Origin of the sequence: Pseudomonas sp. CAN1, assembly GCF_030462585.1 — a bacterium.
Classification (GTDB): domain Bacteria; phylum Pseudomonadota; class Gammaproteobacteria; order Pseudomonadales; family Pseudomonadaceae; genus Pseudomonas.
On the sequence record NZ_JASMRU010000001.1, the window covers coordinates 75,915 to 93,647 of the forward strand.

Annotated in this window: 17 protein-coding genes and 1 tRNA gene; 5 read left to right on the top strand and 13 right to left on the bottom strand. The window is 66.0% G+C overall.

Going from position 1 to position 17,733, the window contains the following annotated elements:
* Positions 1-27: 27 nt before the first annotated feature.
* The 4 genes from QO207_RS00355 to QO207_RS00370 all read right to left on the bottom strand — a co-directional run bounded on the left by QO207_RS00355 (position 28) and on the right by QO207_RS00370 (position 3,656).
* On the bottom strand, positions 28-786 hold the full coding sequence (locus QO207_RS00355) for a uroporphyrinogen-III synthase (protein ID WP_301478779.1): 759 nt from the start codon (positions 784-786) through the stop codon (positions 28-30).
* On the bottom strand, positions 783-1,721 hold the full coding sequence (hemC, locus tag QO207_RS00360; RefSeq protein WP_301478785.1) for a hydroxymethylbilane synthase: 939 nt from the start codon (positions 1,719-1,721) through the stop codon (positions 783-785). The genes QO207_RS00355 and hemC overlap by 4 nt, the downstream gene beginning before the upstream one ends.
* 113 nt (positions 1,722-1,834) lie before the next feature.
* Positions 1,835-2,581, bottom strand: a complete 747-nt coding sequence (gene algR, locus QO207_RS00365; protein WP_017521347.1) for an alginate biosynthesis regulator AlgR — start codon at positions 2,579-2,581, stop codon at positions 1,835-1,837.
* Positions 2,582-2,585: 4 nt separating this feature from the next.
* On the bottom strand, positions 2,586-3,656 hold the full coding sequence (locus QO207_RS00370) for a sensor histidine kinase (protein WP_301478788.1): 1,071 nt from the start codon (positions 3,654-3,656) through the stop codon (positions 2,586-2,588).
* A gap of 233 nt (positions 3,657-3,889) precedes the next feature.
* Between QO207_RS00370 and argH the strand changes: the two genes are divergently transcribed.
* Both argH and QO207_RS00380 read left to right on the top strand, forming a co-directional pair.
* The gene (gene argH, locus QO207_RS00375; RefSeq protein ID WP_301478790.1) at positions 3,890-5,284 is read left to right on the top strand and encodes an argininosuccinate lyase; all 1,395 of its coding nucleotides are present in this window, start codon (positions 3,890-3,892) and stop codon (positions 5,282-5,284) included.
* Positions 5,285-5,296: 12 nt separating this feature from the next.
* The gene (locus QO207_RS00380; RefSeq protein ID WP_301478792.1) at positions 5,297-6,010 is read left to right on the top strand and encodes a hypothetical protein; all 714 of its coding nucleotides are present in this window, start codon (positions 5,297-5,299) and stop codon (positions 6,008-6,010) included.
* Positions 6,011-6,014: 4 nt separating this feature from the next.
* On the opposite strand, the gene QO207_RS00385 is transcribed toward QO207_RS00380, so the two are convergent.
* The 3 genes from QO207_RS00385 to gabD form a co-directional block, all read right to left on the bottom strand.
* Entirely contained in the window at positions 6,015-7,211 is a 1,197-nt protein-coding gene (locus tag QO207_RS00385) for an HDOD domain-containing protein (RefSeq protein WP_301478794.1), read from the bottom strand.
* 267 nt (positions 7,212-7,478) lie between these two features.
* Positions 7,479-8,759 carry a 4-aminobutyrate--2-oxoglutarate transaminase gene (gene gabT / locus QO207_RS00390; RefSeq protein WP_045213232.1) on the bottom strand — a complete coding sequence of 427 codons (1,281 nt, stop codon included), beginning with the start codon at positions 8,757-8,759 and terminating at the stop codon, positions 7,479-7,481.
* 201 nt (positions 8,760-8,960) lie between these two features.
* A complete protein-coding gene (gabD, locus tag QO207_RS00395; protein WP_081518737.1) occupies positions 8,961-10,412 on the bottom strand; it encodes an NADP-dependent succinate-semialdehyde dehydrogenase in 1,452 nt (483 codons plus the stop codon).
* A 657-nt stretch (positions 10,413-11,069) separates the two neighbouring features.
* On the opposite strand from gabD, the gene QO207_RS00400 reads away from it, so the two are divergent.
* Both QO207_RS00400 and QO207_RS00405 read left to right on the top strand, forming a co-directional pair.
* Positions 11,070-11,146, top strand: a tRNA-Arg gene (locus tag QO207_RS00400).
* A gap of 179 nt (positions 11,147-11,325) precedes the next feature.
* Positions 11,326-11,919 carry a hypothetical protein gene (locus QO207_RS00405; RefSeq protein ID WP_301478796.1) on the top strand — a complete coding sequence of 198 codons (594 nt, stop codon included), beginning with the start codon at positions 11,326-11,328 and terminating at the stop codon, positions 11,917-11,919.
* A 33-nt stretch (positions 11,920-11,952) separates the two neighbouring features.
* On the opposite strand, the gene QO207_RS00410 is transcribed toward QO207_RS00405, so the two are convergent.
* Positions 11,953-12,678 (bottom strand): hypothetical protein, encoded by a 726-nt coding sequence (locus QO207_RS00410; protein ID WP_301478798.1) that lies wholly within the window; start codon positions 12,676-12,678, stop codon positions 11,953-11,955.
* 69 nt (positions 12,679-12,747) lie between these two features.
* Complete coding sequence (locus QO207_RS00415; RefSeq protein ID WP_301478800.1) at positions 12,748-12,942, bottom strand: hypothetical protein; 195 nt, start codon at positions 12,940-12,942, stop codon at positions 12,748-12,750.
* Positions 12,943-13,118: 176 nt separating this feature from the next.
* Between QO207_RS00415 and QO207_RS00420 the strand changes: the two genes are divergently transcribed.
* Entirely contained in the window at positions 13,119-13,553 is a 435-nt protein-coding gene (locus QO207_RS00420; RefSeq protein WP_301478801.1) for a CBS domain-containing protein, read from the top strand.
* A gap of 16 nt (positions 13,554-13,569) precedes the next feature.
* Here QO207_RS00420 and QO207_RS00425 read toward each other — a convergent pair whose 3' ends face one another.
* The 4 genes from QO207_RS00425 to QO207_RS00440 all read right to left on the bottom strand — a co-directional run bounded on the left by QO207_RS00425 (position 13,570) and on the right by QO207_RS00440 (position 17,465).
* Complete coding sequence (locus QO207_RS00425) at positions 13,570-14,307, bottom strand: metallophosphoesterase (RefSeq protein ID WP_301478802.1); 738 nt, start codon at positions 14,305-14,307, stop codon at positions 13,570-13,572.
* Positions 14,308-14,414: 107 nt separating this feature from the next.
* On the bottom strand, positions 14,415-15,773 hold the full coding sequence (locus QO207_RS00430; protein ID WP_301478803.1) for a M48 family metalloprotease: 1,359 nt from the start codon (positions 15,771-15,773) through the stop codon (positions 14,415-14,417).
* Positions 15,770-16,135 carry a hypothetical protein gene (locus QO207_RS00435; protein WP_301478804.1) on the bottom strand — a complete coding sequence of 122 codons (366 nt, stop codon included), beginning with the start codon at positions 16,133-16,135 and terminating at the stop codon, positions 15,770-15,772. The genes QO207_RS00430 and QO207_RS00435 overlap by 4 nt, the downstream gene beginning before the upstream one ends.
* Positions 16,068-17,465, bottom strand: coding sequence for a CHASE2 domain-containing protein (locus tag QO207_RS00440; protein WP_301478805.1), 1,398 nt, complete (start codon positions 17,463-17,465; stop codon positions 16,068-16,070). Before QO207_RS00440 ends, QO207_RS00435 begins: the two co-directional genes overlap by 68 nt.
* Positions 17,466-17,733: the final 268 nt, after the last annotated feature.

Consider the following 17,733-nt stretch of genomic DNA (forward strand, 5'->3'; position numbering starts at 1 on the left):
AGATCCATCCTTCGCTCGGAAATTGTTCTAGTCGGCGTTTCTCAACGCTTCCATTAAGGCCGCTGGGCTGGCGCCCCGGCAATCGATCACTCGCTGCGCGCCCATCTCCCGTGCCTGCTCAGCCACACGCGGGCTGGGCACGAACAGGGGCAGCGCACTCACTTGCGGCCAGTCCTGCGCGGCCAGTTGCTGCAGATGCTCCAGCCCCTGACCACTACTGACCGCGATGGCGTTCAAACGCTCCCCCTGAATGCGCCGCAGCAATTCACCCTGGGGATAACTCGGCAATTCGCGCCGGTAGAGTTCCAGATAGTCCACGGCCACGCCTTGGCCGCGCAGGCGCTCGGCGAGGAATTCTCGGCCACTTTCGCCGCGCATGATCAGCACCTTCGGATCATGCACCTGCAAGGCCTGCTCGAACTCCGCCAGGGCCAGCAGCGCTTCGCTGTCGTCGCCGTCCTGCGGATGCACGACATCCAGACCGTAGTCTTCGAGGATAGCTGCCGTAGCGGCGCCGACGGTGAACCAGCGCTGGGTCAGCGGCGCTTGCGGCCAGTAGCGGTCGACCCGCTCCAGGCCCAGGCGCGCCGCGGGCTTGCTGACCACGATAACCGCGCAGTAGCGGTCCAGGTCAAGGATCAGGCTGCGCTCGGCGGGGGTTTCCTCCCGCGCTGTGATCGCCAGCAGCGGCAGGCAGGTGCCGTGGATGCCGTGTTCGGCGAGGGTCGCGGCGAGCGCCGCGCAGTCCTCTTCGGGCCGGGTCAGCAGCAGCCGCCAGCGGCTCACGGGTGGCCGGCCTCGCCGTAGACCGCATCGAGGATGTCCTTGGCGCCCTGGCCCAGCAGGTCTTCGGCGACCTTCACGCCGAGGCTCTCGGCTTCGGCGAACGGCGCGCGGGCTTCGGCGCGCAGCAGTTGGCTGCCGTCAGGCTGGCCGACCAGGCCGCGCAGCCACAGCTGATCGCCTTCGAGGATGGCGTAGCAGGCGATAGGCACCTGGCAGCCGCCATTGAGGCGCTTGTTCAGCGCGCGCTCGGCATTGACGCGCAGGGCGGTCTCGCGGTGATGCAGCGGTTGCAGCAGCGCGTGGATTTCCGCATCGGCAGTGCGGCACTCGATGCCTACCGCGCCCTGGCCACCGGCCGGCAGGCTGGCTTCGACACTGATGGAGGAGCGGATGCGTTCTTCGAAGCCGAGGCGGATCAGGCCAGCGGCGGCGAGGATGATGGCGTCGTACTCGCCGGCATCGAGCTTGGCCAGGCGGGTGTTGACGTTGCCGCGCAGGAAGCGGATCTGCAGGTCCGGACGGCTGGCCAGCAGCTGGGCCTGGCGGCGCAGGCTGGAGGTGCCGACCACGCTGCCGGCGGGCAGGTCGTCGAGGCTCGCGTAGGTGTTGGAGACGAAGGCGTCGCGCGGGTCTTCACGCTCGCAGATGCAGTACAGGCCCAGGCCTTCGGGGAAGTCCATCGGCACGTCCTTCATGGAGTGCACGGCGATGTCCGCTTCGTTGTCCAGCAGGGCAGTTTCCAGCTCCTTGACGAACAGGCCCTTGCCACCGATTTTCGCCAGCGGCGCGTCGAGCAGCTTGTCGCCGCGGCTGGTCATCGGCAGGAGGGTCACGGTCAGGCCGGGATGGGCCTGTTCCAGGCGGGCCTTGACGTATTCGGCCTGCCAGAGTGCCAGGGCGCTCTGGCGCGTGGCGATACGGATTTCGCGAGACATGGGCATTTCCAGGCAAAGGAAGCGTGCAAGAAAGTGCCCGCATGATAACAGCTCGCGCAAACGAAAAGCCCGGGGGCTGCCCCCCGGGCTCCAGGCGCTGCGGCACTGTGTCGCTACAGGTTGTGCATGAGTCGCCGGACTCCGGCGACGTGGCGGCGGCTGACGGTCAGCGCATCGCCATTGAGACCTTTCAGGTACAGCTGGAAGTGCCCCAGCGGGGTGCGTTGCAGGCGCTCGATGCGTTCGCGGGAAACCAGCGCGTTGCGGTGGATGCGCACGAAGCGATCACCGAACTCGTCCTCCAGCGCCTTCAGCGGCTCGTCCAGCAGCACTTCGCCGCCAGCGTGGCGCAGGGTCACGTACTTGTGATCGGCGATGAAGAAGATCACGTCTTCCAGCGGGATCAGCTCGATGCCCTTGCGGGTCCGCGCGCTGATGTGGCTGCGCGGGCCGGGGCCACCGGCGGCCGGGGGCTTGGTCAGCGCCGCCAGCTGCACGCGGTTGGGCCGCGAGGCCTTCTTCAGGGCGTCGGCCAGGTCCTCGCTGCGGACCGGTTTGACCAGGTAGCCGACCGCACTGACCTGGAACGCCTCCAGGGCGAATTCATCATGGGCGGTGCAGAAGATCACCGCCGGCGGGGCTTCGCGCTCGCACAGCTTGGCGGCCACCTGAAGCCCGTCCAGGCCGGGCATGCGGATATCGAGCAGGACGATATCCGGCTTCAGGCTGTCGATCAGCGTCAGCGCTTCTTCGCCGTTGCTGGCGGAGGGCTCGAGGACGCGATAGCCGTCCAGTTGCCCCACCAGCCGGGCCAGGCGCTCTCGCGCCAGGGGTTCGTCATCGACGATCAGGACATTCATAAGCTCAGGCTTCCTGCATGAGACGCGCACATGGATAGCGTAGACAGGTGAAGTGCCGTCCGTCACGGCGCTCGACGGTGAGACTAGCTTTTGGCCCGAAAAGTGCCGCAAGTCTCGCCGCAATATTTTGCAGGGCTTGCTTGGTCCCCTTCGTGGGCAGGGTCTCGATCGATTCGTCGTACGGGTTGCTCACGCAGAGCTGGAACACACCGTCACGGTAGTCCGCCTCAACTTTCACCAGACCGCCTTCGATGCGCGGCTGGATGCCATAAATCAAAGAGTTCTCGAGCAAGGGCTGCAGCGTCAGCTGGGGAATCGGCACGCCATCGGGCACGTCGCTCACCTGCCAGTCCATCTGCAACCGGTCGCCAAGACGGAACTGCTCTATGGAAAGATAGCGTCTGGCCAGCTCAAGTTCCTCTCCCCAGGAAATTAATGTTCCAGGTTTGGCCAGGCTGGCGCGGAAAAGATCCGAAAGATTCAGCACCGCCAGCTCGGCCTTGCCCGGATCGATCTCGATCAGGCTGGCGATGCTGTTCAGGCTGTTGAACAGGAAATGCGGACGGATGCGCGCCTGCAGCGACTCGATCCGCGCCCGCAGCTCAGCCTGTTCCTGCCGTCGCCATTGGCTCTGGAGATAGAAGTAGCGTAGCAACAGCGTGGACATGATGAGCGCAATCAATGCATGACGCAGGTAGAGGTTGACCTCGCCGGTGCGCGACATCGGCCCACCGAGGGAGAAGTAATCCGCCACCCAGGTGCAGGCGAGCGTCAGCAGGACCACCAGCGCGCAGCTGAGCAGCCCGGAGAGCCACGCCGGCCAGCGTGCCATGAAGGGGCGCAGCTGGCACAGCAGGCCGGCCGAGAGCAGCACGATCCACTGCACGAACAATGAGGACAGCGCCAGGCGCACCCAGTTGAAGCTGGGCGTCATCGGCTCGGCGAGGACCAGCACCAGCACCAGCAGCTCGGCCAGCAGCACCAGGCTGAACAGCGCCTCGGGCTGGCAGAGTTCGGGGATGAAGAAGTCGTCGTTGGGCGCCGGCTTGTCGCCGGTCTTCGTCGGTATGGGCATCGCCGCAGTTTCCGCAAGCGCCCGCACGGCGGCAAGCGCCGCGTGCGAGCAATAGCCTGGAATTGTCGGGCAGCGCAAAGAACGGCCACGGCCCCTGCGACTATTCACCGCCGCTCCCCTGCCGCAACCCGCCAAAGCGCCGCCGGTTTTGTCCTTCAGCCTGCTATTATCGTCGCACTTTGCCTTTCATGCAGGCCGCGCGCCGCGCCTGCCCGTTTCCGGAAGAGAGATCCATGAGCGTAGAGAAGACCAACCAGTCCTGGGGCGGCCGCTTCAGCGAACCCGTCGATGCCTTTGTCGCCCGCTTCACCGCCTCCGTCGACTTCGACAAGCGCCTCTACCGCCACGACATCATGGGCTCCATGGCCCACGCGACCATGCTGGCCAAGGTCGGCGTGCTCACGGACGGCGAGCGCGACACCATCATCGATGGCCTGAAGCAGATCCAGAGCGAAATCGAGGCCGGCACCTTCGACTGGCGCGTCGACCTGGAAGACGTGCACATGAACATCGAGGCGCGCCTCACCGACCGCATCGGCGTCACCGGCAAGAAGCTGCACACCGGCCGTTCGCGCAACGACCAGGTGGCCACCGACATCCGCCTGTGGCTGCGTGACGAGATCGACCTGATCCTCGCCGAAATTACCCGCCTGCAGCAGGGCCTGCTGGGCCTGGCGGACGCCGAAGCCGATACCATCATGCCCGGCTTCACTCACCTGCAGACCGCGCAGCCGGTGACCTTCGGCCACCACCTGCTGGCCTGGTTCGAAATGCTCAGCCGCGACTACGAGCGTCTGGTCGATTGCCGCAAGCGCGCCAACCGCATGCCCCTGGGCAGCGCCGCGCTGGCCGGCACCACCTACCCGATCGACCGGGCCATCACCTGCGAACTGCTGGGATTCGAAGCGATCTCCGGCAACTCGCTGGATGGCGTGTCCGACCGTGACTTCGCCATCGAATTCTGCGCCGCCGCTGCCGTGGCGATGATGCACCTGTCGCGCTTCTCCGAAGAGCTGGTGCTCTGGACCAGCGCGCAGTTCCAGTTCATCGACCTGCCCGACCGCTTCTGCACCGGCTCCTCGATCATGCCGCAGAAGAAGAACCCGGACGTCCCGGAGCTGGTGCGTGGCAAGTCCGGCCGCGTATTCGGTCACCTCGCCGGCCTGCTGACCCTGATGAAGGGCCAGCCGCTGGCGTACAACAAGGACAACCAGGAAGACAAGGAACCGCTGTTCGACGCCGCCGACACCCTGCGCGACAGCCTGCGCGCCTTCGCCGACATGGTTCCGGCGATCAAGCCCAAGCGCGAGATCATGCGCGAAGCGGCCCGCCGCGGCTTCTCCACCGCCACCGACCTGGCCGACTACCTGGTGCGCCGTGGCCTGCCGTTCCGTGATTGCCACGAGATCGTCGGCCACGCCGTGAAGTACGGCGTGGACAGCGGCAAGGACCTGGCCGAGATGAGCCTGGACGAGCTGCGCCAGTTCAGCGACCAGATCGACGACGACGTGTTCGCCGTGCTGACCCTGGAAGGCTCGGTGAACGCCCGCGACCACATCGGCGGTACCGCCCCGAACCAGGTCCGCGCCGCCGTCGTGCGCGGCAAGGAACTGCTGGCCACGCGCTAAGCGCAGCGTTCCATGTACTACTGGAACCAGGACAACTTCGAAGGACTGGAACGGCTCGCCGATGAACTGGCGAGCCTTCCCGGCCTGCAGGCGCTGGCGGACTACGCCCGCGCCCGCAGCCGAGGCCTGCGCCGCGAGGCGTTCGCCGCCCTCGAAATCTTCCTGCGCAATGCTCCTGTTCCGAACACCCCGCCCGCCCGCGAACTGGCCCTGCAGATAGTCGAACTGCACGCCCAGACCCGCGAAGCCCACCAGTTCCTCGCCCAGCCGCTGCTTGCGCGCTTCCTGTTGCCGACGCTGCGCGCCTGGATCGACAGCGAGCCGGAGGCCCATGCACCGCTGCGCTGGCTGGGGCTGCTGGAGAACGATGGCGACCTGCTGCGCCGGGCACTGGCGGCCTGTGCGGAAGATGTCGCGGTGCGCTACCGGCTGATCGGTTTCGCCCTGGGCGCCGCGGATTACGCCATGCACCATCTGGACGAAGGCTTCTTCATCGGCGAGCCGGCCGAGGCGCGCGAAGCACTCGACCTCGCGACTCGACTGATCAGCGAAGCTCCCAACGCCAACCCGTTCGCCCGACAAGCCGAGGAAGGCGCGCAGCTGTCAGCGATGCTGGACGACTGGCAGCACTACTCGGCACAGCCCGAAGGCACTTTCGTCGACTGGTGCAGCGCACGCCAGCGCCCTTACGCCTGGGCGCAGAAGTACTACTACGACCCGTCCTGACCCGTCAGCTGCGCCCGAGGTAACCCAGCTGCGCCGGCGTCAGCCGCAGCATGCGGGCGGCCTTGTGTTCGGCCAGACCAGGCAGCTGATCTTCCGGCAGACGCGCCGCACTGGAGGCCAGATTGACGATCAGTGCCTCGCGGCTGAACACGCCGTTATCGATGGCGTAGGCCGCCGCGATCAGGTTGCGCAGCTCCAGCGGCAGGCGCCAGCGGGTGCGCAGCGCGGAGCCGAAGCTGGCGCCGTGCTGCTTCAGCGCCTTGTCCACTTCCGCCTCGTCCAGTGCCCCGCCAGCGCTGTGCCAGTCCTGCAGGCTGCGCAGCAACGCCAGGTCACCCAGGCAGTGCAGCAGGCCGGCGGTGAAGCAGCGGTCGGCGTCGGCGTCCAGCGACTCGGCCAGGGCGAAGGCGGCGTCGGCGGTATGTCGGGATAGCTCCCAGAAGCGCTCGGCGCGCTCCTTGAGCAGCGGATCGTTGAGGGTTGCGGCGCGCTGCAACGCCACCGCCAGCATCAGGTTCAACGCCTGCGCCACGCCCAGGCGCGACAGCGCTTGCATCAGCGTCTGGCAGGGCATGCCGACATGCCGCGCGGCGCTGTTGGCGGCGGAGATCAGGCAGGCGGTGATCTGCGGATCGTGGCCGAACTCCTGTTCGAGCATCTCCAGGTTGATGTCGCTCGCCTCCATGCAACGGCTCACCGCGGCGCCGACCTCGCCCATCAGCGGCGCGCCTTCAGTGGCATCGCGTTCGGTCTGCAGGAAGCGCTCCAGCGACAGGCTCTGCTCCAGGGTCGGCAGTTCGCAGACGATGTTTTCCCCCGGCGCCAGCAGCAGCGAACGCAGGCGTTCGCGCAGGTTCTCGGCGTTGAATGGCTTGACCAGGTAAGCAGTGGGCGCCAGCGGCAGGGCAGCGCGCACGCTGGCAGCGTCGGCCTTGGAGCTGATCAGGATGAAGGGCTGGGCAACCGGCCCACGGCGGCGCATGCGCACATGGCGCAGCAGCTCCAGGCCGTCGCTGCCAGGCAGCTCGCGCTCGGCGAGGATCAGGGCGAAGGGGTGCCGGCGACAGGCCTCGATGGCCGCCAAGCCGTCTTCGCAGAATTCGACGGCGGCGTCGCAACGGACGCTCAGCACCAACTGGCCGAGCAGCTCACGGCTCCAGGGATCGCTGGCAGCCACCAGCACGCCGGGAGAAAGGCTCATGGGTCACACCTCGTTCGGGACGGACGCCGTCGCGGGGCGGGAACAACCGATCCAGAGCGCTTCCTGCTGAATGCCCGGTCCTTCGGATGCCGCCGGCCAACGGCCTTCGGATACTGCGCAGCGTAGTCCAAAGCCCACGAGCTTTCCCATGCTCGCCATCAAATTCGGCGGACATTTCTTACAAAACGAGTGCGAAGAAAATACGCCGGACAAAAAGAAAGGCCCGCTTGCGCGGGCCTTTCATCGAACGGGTTAGAGCAACGAGGCTCAGGCCAGTTCGTCGAAGCACTCAGCCAGGATGGCCAGGCCTTTTTCCAGCTGCGCGTCAGGGATGGTGACGGGCATCAGGAAGCGGATCACGTTGTAGTAGGTACCGCAGGAGAGCAGGATCAGACCTTTCTCACGGGCACGAACCACGATCTTGCTGACCAGTTCAGCGGCCGGCTTGTTGTGATCGCCGCCTTCGAACAGCTCGATGGCGATCATCGAACCCAGGCCACGAACGTCGCCGATGACCTTGTGCTTGGCCTGGATGTCGCGCAGACCAGCCTTCAGGCTCTCGCCAACGGCTTGCGAACGCTCCAGCAGCTTCTCTTCGTCGAACACTTTCAGCACGGCCAGGGCCGCGGCGCAAGCGATCGGGCTACCGGCGTAGGTACCGCCCAGGCCGCCGGGAGCGATGGCGTCCATGATTTCGGCTTTACCGGAAACGCCGGAGATCGGGAAACCACCGCCAACGGACTTGGCGAAGGTGGTCAGGTCCGGAACGATGCCCAGTTGCTCGGTGGCGAAGAAGGTGCCGGTACGGCCAGCGCCGGTCTGTACTTCGTCAGCGATCAGCAGGATGCCGTGCTCGTCGCACAGGGCGCGCAGGCGCTGCATGAAGGCCTTGGAGTTGACGTAGAAGCCACCTTCGCCCTGAACCGGCTCGATGATGATGGCAGCGATGTCACGCGGCTGGGCGTCGTTCTTGAAGATGCGCTCGATGCTGGCGATCGACTCGTCTTCGCTCACGCCGTGCAGTTCGCACGGAGCCAGGGCGCGGAAGATGCCGCCCGGCATCAGGCCCATGCCAGCGGAGTACGGAACGACCTTGCCGGTCAGGCCCAGGGTCATCATGGTACGGCCGTGGTAGGCGCCGGTGAAGGCGATCACGCCAGCGCGGCCGGTGGCGGCACGGGCGATCTTGACGGCGTTTTCAACGGCTTCGGAGCCGGAGGTGACCAGCAGGGTCTTCTTCGGGAAGTTGCCCGGAACGCGCTTGGCGATTTCTTCGGCCAGCTCGATGTAGGGCTCGTACGCCAGCACCTGGAAGCAGGTGTGGGTCAGCTTGGTCAGCTGTTCCTGAACGGCGGCAACCACTTTCGGGTGCAGGTGGCCGGTGTTCAGTACGGCGATGCCGCCAGCGAAGTCGATGTATTCACGACCTTCGACGTCCCACACGGTGGAGTTCTCGGCGCGCTCGGCGACGACCGGGTGGATCTGGCCTACACCGCGCGGTACGGCGGCCTGACGACGTTGCAGCAGGGATTCGTTGGTTTTGCTCATAGCTTCCTCAGTGGCCGCTCATCGGGCGACCGGATCAAAGGATGAAAGCGGGGAGAAGCCACACACGACAGCATACGATGATCGACTGTCGTGGCACTTGCGGCCCGCCGGACGGGTTGTCCGGTGCTACCACCGGAAAACGCCGACGCGAGGGTGGCTGTCAGCTCTTGCCTGCCACCCCGCGCCCACGGAAAGAACGGATCAGATACCGCCGAGGCAGAGGTATTTGACTTCGAGGTAGTCCTCGATGCCGTACTTCGAACCTTCACGGCCCAGGCCCGAGGCCTTGATGCCGCCGAACGGCGCGACTTCGTTGGAGATCAGGCCAGTGTTGATACCCACCATGCCGTATTCCAGCTGCTCGGCCACGCGGAATACGCGGGCCAGGTCGCGGGCGTAGAAGTAGGAAGCCAGGCCGAACTCGGTGTCGTTGGACATGGCGATGACTTCGGCCTCGTCTTTGAAGCGGAACACCGGCGCCAGCGGGCCGAAGGTTTCGTCCTTGGACACCAGGGCGGACTTCGGTACGTCGACCAGGATGGTCGGCTCGAAGAAGGTGCCACCCAGGGCGTGCGGCTTGCCGCCGGTGAGAACCTTGGCGCCCTTGGAAACAGCGTCGGCGATGTGCTCTTCGACCTTGGCCACGGCCTTGGAATCGATCAGCGGGCCGGTGGTGATGCCCTGCTCCAGGCCGTTGCCGATGTTCAGCTTGGCCACGGCGACCTTCAGCTTCTCGACGAAGGCGTCGTACACGCCGTCCTGTACGTACAGGCGGTTGGCGCAGACGCAGGTCTGGCCGTTGTTGCGGTACTTGGAGATCAGCGCGCCTTCGACGGCGGCGTCCAGGTCGGCATCGTCGAAGACGATGAACGGAGCGTTGCCGCCCAGTTCCAGGGACACTTTCTTGATGTCCTTGGCGCATTCGGCCATCAGCTGGCGACCGATCTCGGTGGAGCCGGTGAAGGTCAGCTTGCGCACGATCGGGTTGCTGGTCAGCTCACCGCCGACTTCGCCGGCGCTGCCGGTGACGACGCTGAACACACCCTTCGGAATGCCGGCGCGCTCTGCCAGTTCGGCCAGGGCCAGGGCGGAGTACGGGGTCTGCGAAGCGGGCTTGAGCACCATGGTGCAGCCAGCGGCCAGGGCCGGGCCGGCTTTGCGGGTGATCATCGCGGAAGGGAAGTTCCACGGGGTGATGGCCGCGGTCACGCCGATCGGCTGCTTGATCACGATGATGCGCTTGTCGGGCTGGTGGCCCGGAATGGTGTCGCCGTAGATGCGCTTGGCTTCTTCGCCGAACCACTCGAGGAAGGAGGCGGCGTAGGCGATCTCGCCCTTGGCTTCGGCCAGCGGCTTACCCTGCTCGATGGTCATAAGGCGAGCCAGGTCGTCCTGGTTGGCGATCATCAGGTCGAACCACTTGCGCAGCTTGTTGGCGCGTTCCTTGGCGGTCAGCGCACGCCAGGCCGGCAGGGCCTTGTCGGCAGCTTCGATGGCGCGACGGGTTTCGTCGGCACCCATCTTCGGCACGGTGCCGATGATCTCGTTGGTAGCCGGGTTGTTCACGTTGATGGTCTTGCCGTTGTCGGCGTCGACCCAGGAACCGTCAATGTAAGCCTGTTGGCGGAACAGCTTGGCATCATTGAGTTGCATGACCTGTCTCCTTTCGAGGAAAGCCTGTGGACGGCGGGTCTGACACGAGCCCCGCCTGCCTTGTTGTCTGGATGGGAGAGACCGTGGTCTCTGCCGTTCATTCGCTCCGGCCGATCAGTATCGACGCTGGAGGCGAATGTCGCCCTGCAAATGGGGCGACGCCCGGCGAACGGCTCTTAGTTCGCTCGGCATGCGGACACGAAAAAACGCAGGCCGGGGTCATTGCCCGGTCTGGTTGAACTCGTTCACGCACAGATTCCCGGGCTCGGCCCAGGAGTACGACTGCCCTACAACCTTCCGGTACGCTGATCGACGGAAGCCGCACGGAGACCTGTCACAAGGGACATGCGGTGGGTGCAACGGAAGACTGTCATCCCGCAGGCTGATGGCCGGCTGGTGTGATGCCAATGCTCCGGTCTCCTGTTGTTGTGATGGGGAGGCGTTTGAAATCTCAAACGAATCCTAGGGCCCTCGACTGCAAAGGGCAATAGCTTGTTCGACAAAACCCACGAAGGTATCCGCCAGCAACTGGTTTTCGGTGGTTTTCTACCGACAAGCGGCTGTTTTCGTTCGATATCATGAACGAGCGTACCCGCATTGGACGCCCGCACGGGAGATGAGTATGATTGCCGCCTGCCGCGCCAGCCGCGGCATTACGCACCAGTAGCTCAGCTGGATAGAGTACTGCCCTCCGAAGGCAGGGGTCGTGGGTTCGAATCCCGCCTGGTGCGCCATCTTCCGTTTCGCGACTGCCGCCGGCAGCCGGCGAAACCACCCGAAAAGCCCGCCTTGAGCGGGCTTTCCTGTTTCTGGCGGCAAGGGATGCTGGCGCCCTCGACGCCCTGCGATTCCGCTTCGCCAGCAGAGGCTGTATAAGCCTTGCGCCATCGCGCGAGAAAAGGACTCACCGCCCATGTTTCGGCTTCTTCTGCCGGCCCTGCTCCTGGCCCTTGCCGGCTGCACCACCAAGCCTCCGGCGAACCCGGAAAACCTCTGCGAGATCTTCCGCGAGAAGCCGAAATGGCACGAAGCGGCGCTGCAGGTGCAGAAGCGCTGGGGCGGGACCGTCCAGGTGCCGATGGCGATGATGTACCAGGAGTCTTCCTTCCGCCACGACGCCCTGCCGCCGCGCTACTACTTCCTCGGCTTCATCCCCTGGGGCCGGGTCAGCTCCGCCTACGGCTATGCACAGGCCAAGGACGAGACCTGGGCCGACTACAAGAAGGAAGCGGGAAGCTGGGGCGCCGATCGCGACGACTTCGCCGACGCGCTGGACTTCATGGGCTGGTACATGAACAAGAGCTACAGCGTGAACGGCGTGTCCAAGTGGGACGCCTACGGCCAGTACCTGAACTACCACGAGGGCTGGGGCGGTTATCGCCAGCGCAGCTACGACGCCAAGCCGTGGCTGAAGACCGTGTCGCAGAAGGTCCAGGCCCGCGCCTACCTGTACGGCGCGCAGTACAAGAGCTGCCAGCAGGAACTGTCGGGCGGCGGCTGGTTCTAGCCGCCGACCATCACCTCATGGCACGGGGCGAATTCAGCGCCCCATGATCCGCCGGTACTCGTCGCGGTATTCCTCGTACGGCAGGTTGCGCCGCTGCAGTTCCATCAGTTGCTGTTCCTGGGTCAGCGGGCGCGAGACGTGGGCGACGGTTTCCGCCGCGGTGGGCGCGACCGGCTGCGGCACGGCTTCCGGCGGTTGCACCGGCGTGGTGGCCGGGCGCGGCAGCGGCTGGCTGGTGCCGGGGCGAGCGACCAGCAGGGCGCCGGTGATCTCGTCGACTATCTGCTCGGACACGGCGTCCACCTCGGACGAGCCCATGGAGCTGAACAGGTCGCCATCGGCCTCGCTGTCGTAGCGGCGCGAGGCGAGCAACTGGCCGGTGAGGCCGTCGTGGTAGCGCACGGTGGAGGTGATCCACTCCTGGCCATCGCTGCCGGCGCGATTGTTCGCACTGTGGCCCGCGCCAACCTCGATCACCACCAGGGTGGACAGGGTATCGGTGGCGCGCGGTTCGCCGTCCTGCACGCTGAGCTGGTAATCGGCGGAATCCGCCTCCTCACGCAGCGCCTCGCGCCAGCTGGTCTTCAGCGCATTCCAGCGCGGGTTGGCGGCCACGCTGGCGTCGGGCTGGAAGTTCACCACCAGGACATGGCGGGTATCGCGGTAGAGAGCGATGGGCGCAGTGCGATCGTCCGTGCGCACGGCCGAGGAGCAGCCGCAGAGCAGGGTGATGGCCAGGGCGAGAGTGACGTAGCGCATGGTGCCTTCTCTTTATTGATCTGCCGGCATTCTGCCAGCGCCGGATGACGCCTGCCTATCGCTTGCGGGTCAGTCTTCTTCCCAGTCTTCGCCGTCGTCCAGGCCGGACTGGTATTCCTCGGCGTCCTCGTCATCCTCCTCGTGGTCGCCGGGCTGGTCCTCGAAGAACGCCGCGTCCTCCTCCAGCAGGCCGTCGAGATCGTCGTCGAGGTCCAGCAGGTGGTCGTGTTCGGGCTCGTGGAGGTCGCGCTCTTCGTCAGTCATGGCCGGTCTTTCGTGGGGGGAAAAGGAAGCAGGAAGCTGAGTATAAGTCGCCCCAGTGATCGATGGCGCTTTCGGTGCGGCGGACGCCGCTTTCCGGCCTTGCCGGATTGCGATTCGTCCACGATTCTCTATGGACCACGGGCCTCGCGCCGTGAGACGACGAACAGGGGGTAGGAATGAAGACTGTGGCTCAGCTGTTGAACGCCAAGGCGGACCAGCAGGTTTACACCATCGCCCCGGACGCGATGGTGATCGATGCATTGCGCCTGATGGCGGACAAGAACCTCGGTGGCCTGCCGGTGGTGGAAGCCAACCAGTTGGTCGGCTTCTTCAGCGAGCGCGACTATGCCCGCCGCCTGGCGCTCAAGGGTCGCGCCTCGGACGACACCGCCATCCGCGAAGTGATGACCGCACCGGTGATCACCGTGGATACCCACCTCAACGTCGACAAGTGCATGGGCATCATGACCGAGCGCCACCTGCGCCACCTGCCGGTGGTGGAGAATGGCGAGCTGCTCGGGCTGCTGTCCATCGGCGACCTGGTGAAGGCCGCCATCGCCGAACAGGCCGAGCTGATCCAGCAACTGGAACAGTACATCCGCGGCGAGTGATCGCCCCGGCGGCCGCTCAGCGGGCGGTCGCCGTTTCCACCTTGCCGCTGTGCATGTCGACGAGGCTCAGGTGCCCGTCGGCATAGCCACTGCCGGTATCGATATAATGGGTGTTGCCCAGCGGCCGGACTTCGCTCTGCGCGGTGTGGCCGACGTAGAGGCGCTCCAGCCCGGCGATGGGCGTGGCATCTTCCTTTTCGATCCGCGTGCGCGCCCACATCGCCAGGCCGACGGCATTGCGCCGGGCGGTCTCGCCCAGCTCGCCGGCCAGCGCGGCGACGCCGCTGTCCCAGTCGGGAAAGGCCGGCGAGACCGGCGCCTCGGCATGGACGATGCCGGCGCGACGGCCCTCCCCCAGTTCGACTTCGATCACCAGCGGCAGTTGCTGCAGGCGCCGGGCGATGCGCTCGCGGGTCACCGGGGTGAGCTTGTACAGCCAGCTGCCGCCGTTGCGGAAATGCAGGTCGCGGTCATCGCCGGCCAGCACCACGTCGATCACCAGTTGCTCGTGATTGCCACGCACCGAGGCGAACCAGGGCTTGGCCAGCCAGTCCATGACCTGCGGCGAATAGGGGCCGCGGTCCACCAGGTCGCCGGCCGCAAACAGGCGGTCGGCAGCCGGATCGAAGCCGACCTGGTCGAGCAGGCGCTGCAGCAATTCGAAATGGCCGTGCACATCCCCCACCACGAAATCGCGGCCGTGCAGGTTGCGCGGGAAACGCTTGAGGGGTTGCTCCGGCAAGAGCGTGTTCATTGCCAACTCCAGGACGTGCGAGGGGCCAGCTTAGCAGCCGCAGATGGCATTCCTGAGCCCGTGCGACGAAAGTCCCGCCCGCCACGAAGGGCCGGGCGGGAGCCGATTCACCACTGGGCAGCGCCGGAGTTGCTGGCGTACTTCTCGAACTTGGCGCAGGCGTTGTAGGTGTTCAGGTCGTCCACCAGGTTCGACAGGCAGCGCCCATAGGAAACCACTTCGTAGACCTGCAGCTTGTGCCGCTTGGCCAGGTAGTACTCGATCGGCAGCAGCTGGGTCATGTAGCCGAGTTCCTCGTGGGAGGCGTTGATCGCTTCCAGCACCTGGCGGCTGTCGCCGCTGCGGTCGGCCTGCTTGAACAGGTAGTTGAAGGTCCAGGCAGTGCGGCCGCTGCTCTGCAGGCTGCGCGACAGGTTGTCGGCGGCGCGCTGTTTGTCACCGGCAATGTTGTAGGCCATGGCCAGCTTGTTGGTGACCGCGACATTGCCCGCCAGGGTTGGCGGCAGCGGTTGCGCCTGCACCCGCGTCAGCGCGGCGACCAACTGCTTGCGTTCGCTGGAGACCAGGCTGTTGAGACCGAACAGGTAGTTCACCGAAGCGAAGCTCGGCGGCGGCCCGGCCGGGCGGCGGCGACGCTGCTCGTCGGGCAGGCTGGCGGCGTAGTCCATCACCGGTTTCAGGCGCGCGGGGGCCGACTGGTAGACGCTGGCGCCGGAGCCGGAGAGTTGCTTGCCGCACTTCTTGAAGTTGAAGGTGTAGACGCCCTTCTTGCTGGTGATGCACTGCGGCGGCGGTTCGCTGCTGCGCGCCTGCAAGGCACCGGCGCTGTAGGCATTGAGCCGGCGCACGGCCATCTTCAGGCCGTCCAGCGAGTAGCCGGCCTTGACCAGCAGTTGCGCCGAGAAGGCATCGGCCGCCACTTCCTGCTGCTCGTTGAAGCGGTGGTAGATCAGGCCCTTGGCGACGTCGTCCACCGTCTCGCCGAACATCATCGTGTAGCCGCCGGCACCGGCAGCCCAGCCGCCGGCCTTGACCACCTGCAGGGCGGTCTGTTGCAGCGTGCCCTTGGTGGTGTCGCCCTGGTAGACATGGCCCAGTTCGTGGGCGATCACCGCGGCGACTTCATCCTCGGAGCCGGCCTGGGCAATCAGCCCGGCGGAGACCACGACGGTGCGGGTGGACAGCGAATAGGCTTCATAGCCGCCGAACGAATCCACCAGCACGGTGCAATCGCACGGCTGGCCGTGGGCGGTCTCCAGGCGATGACGGATGTTCTGCACATAGTTGAGCAGGCCGGGGTCCTGCACCGGGGTGCGGTCCATCTGGCGCAGGGTGCGCACGTCGCTGATGTCGACCTTGCGATCGACGCCCTCCATCGGCTGCAGCGTGCTGTAGCGCCCATCGCTGGCGCAACCGCCCAGCACCAGCAAAGCGATTGCCAGCAGCGGCCACTGCCAGCGCCTCACTTGCAGCCCTCGCCGGCACCTTTCACGCTGGCCGAACGGGCATCGCCGGGCAGGGTCGCGGGGATGGTGCTGCAGGCGTCCACCACCAGTTTCTCGTCGGCCAGCACCACGTCGGCGCGGGAGATGGTCCAGGTCTCGCCGCCCTGCTGGAACTCCAGCGCGCCGTTGCCGGCCGCCTTGGCCGCGAGCGGGAAGTGCAGCAAGCCCAGCTCGCCGACATTGCGGTACTGGCCGCTGCTGCGCGCCTGGACTTCGGTGTAGGCCGGGTCGACCAGCGCGGTGATGTGCAGGCCGTCAGCCAGCGCCTGTCCCAGGCTCAATCCCGCCAGCAGCAGGCTGGCAGCCAAAATCCTCGGTTTCATTGCTCGGGTTCTCCTTGGCGGTGTGCTTCCTTTCGCCTTCCAGCACGACTTCGAGCAGGAAGGGCATGAGGCCGATCAGCGACAGCCAGCCTTCGGGCGTCGCCTTGAACTTGAGTACGAAGATGGCGTAGCAGGTGCCGACGCACAGGCCGAACACCGAGCCGAAACGCAGCGTGCGCAGCAGGCGCCGGCCCAGCGGAAGGTCTTCCTCGGCGCTGGCGAACAGGCGTTCCAGCAGCGGGTGGCGACGGCGCTGGGCGAAGGCGAACATGAAGCCGCCGATAATCACTCCCATGGCCAGCACAGCGACCCATTTCAGATCGGCCTCATGCAAGTAGTCGGCGTCGTCACGCAGCAGGTTTTCCAGCGCGCTGGCGTGCAGGTAGACGCCTGCTACCTGGCCGAACAGCGGCGACGGCACGTAGTCACGCAGGCTCGGCATCACCACGCCGACCAGCACCGCGTAAGGCTCGCCCGGCGCCAGGCCCGGCGGCCGCAGGCTGGCCGGATGTTCACCGTAGAGTTCGGCGAGGCGCACCTGATGGATCGGCAGGCAGGCCGCGGAATAAGTACTCGTGCCGGTATCGAAACCGACCACCCGGCCGATACCTGCCCAGAGGTCGCGGCCGACATTCAGCCAGCGATGGTCGCAGTCGCCATCGCGCAGCAGCGGCCATTGCACGGCGAGGTTGCCCAGGTCCTCCTGTTTCAGCCAGGAACAGTCCTGGCCGCGGGTCTCGCACAGCACCTGGTAGAGCGCGGCAGCGGCGCTGAAGTGCTCGGCGGAATCGTTGCCCAGGTTGGTGCGCAGCGGATAGAAATCACCCATGCCGTCCCAGGCCGATACCGCCAGCCGGGGTTGCTGCAGGCCATCGTAAGCCGCCTGCGACATGGGGATGAAACTGCCGCCGCCGGCCAGGATGACCTGTGATCGTGCGGGGTCGTCCTGCAGTTGGCGCAGCTGTCGGCCCAGCGGTTCCAGCGCGCCGCTGACCACCCGCGGGCGCTCGAAGAAGATGTCGTAGAAGATCGCCGCCGGTGCCTGCTCGCCACGGGGCGCGCTGAGGTCGCGGAGGATGCGGCGGTGGTCGGCGTAGGTCAGCGGCCAGTCGTTGGCGGTCATCCAGCCCTGGCCGCCGTTATGCAGCCCTTCGATGCTGGCGTAGTCGATGGCGACCACGGTGATCGGCGCCATCGGCTGTGGCGCGACGAAGGACGCCAGGCGGCCGAGCTGGCTCGCCAGTGCCTTGTCGGTGGCGGCGGAGAAACCGAATGGATCGCTCTGCAGCGCCCAGTAGCCCAGCAGGGCATAGAGCAACCAGCGAATCATCGCAAGGCGCATGAGCCGACGCGGCGAGAGCCCGTCCCTGGCGTACTTCAACAACATGTTCATCCCTGGAAAACCGGCCCAGCACAACAGTGATATCGCTTGGCCATCACCCAGAGAATAACGAACCAGTTCACAAATCTCCAGCCTGCGGGCCCGCTGCTGCAACGCTGCTGCCCAGGCAGCGACGGCCCAGCATGGGCTGCTGCCCCAGCAGCACAGGCTCCGCAGCCACAAGAAAAACTCCTTATCCATCAGCCAGTTATCGCGC